General features: G+C 50.6%; 1 pseudogene. It reads left to right on the forward strand.

Annotated elements, in window-relative coordinates:
* A pseudogene (locus AC1XUE_RS25765) lies at positions 1-818 on the forward strand (gliding motility-associated C-terminal domain-containing protein); the annotation flags it as partial.

An 818-nucleotide genomic window follows, 5' to 3' on the forward strand; every position in this document is an offset into this window, starting at 1 on the left:
GTCGAAGACTCCAGAAACGACAGACCAGTCATCAATCCGCTCGATGATATTTGCGTCGAGGCAGGCACAAGGATCAGCCAACCCGTCACAGCAACAGACAAAAACGGAGACAGACTTACGCTCACTTCAACAGGAGGTGTATATGATCCGGCCCTGGTCAAACCTGCAAACGCTACTTTCTCTGTCGCCCAGCAAGGAACATTAGGACAGGTTGCAGGTACATTCTCATGGCAAACTGGATGCGACCATGTCAGGCTGGAACCTTACAGCGTATTGTTCAAGGTGGAGGACGGAGCAGCTTCAGGAAACCCCGCCCTGTTCAGAAAATTATCCGACATGACCACACTCAATATCCGCGTTTTCGGACCCAAGCCTGTTAATCTTACCGCCGTGGCGGCAACCGATCCCGCAGGAATTGCATACCGACTCAACTGGAATGCTTATCAGTGCCAGATACCAGGCGCCAGAATCGCCATTTACAGAAGTGAAGGCTGCAAGGAAATACCCGAAGATGTTTGTATATCAGGAATACCGGCCGGATCAGGGTATCAAAGAATAGGACAGGTTCCCATCAATCAAACCACCTATCTGGACAACCAGACAGGGCTCTCAGCAGGGGTCTCCTATAGCTACAGGATCGTTGTTGAGTTCCCAAGGCCGGGTGCGAATATCAATGAGCCGGGATACCTTGTAGGCGGAGGTGAAAGTATTGCATCTGAAATGGCTTGTCTGGAAGTACCTACCATCATGCCCGTCATTACACATGTTACCGTTGACCAAACCAGCCAGACTGCGGGAGAAATTACAGTAAGATGGAC

This window comes from Dyadobacter sp. HNCC25DJ187 (assembly GCF_056895255.1).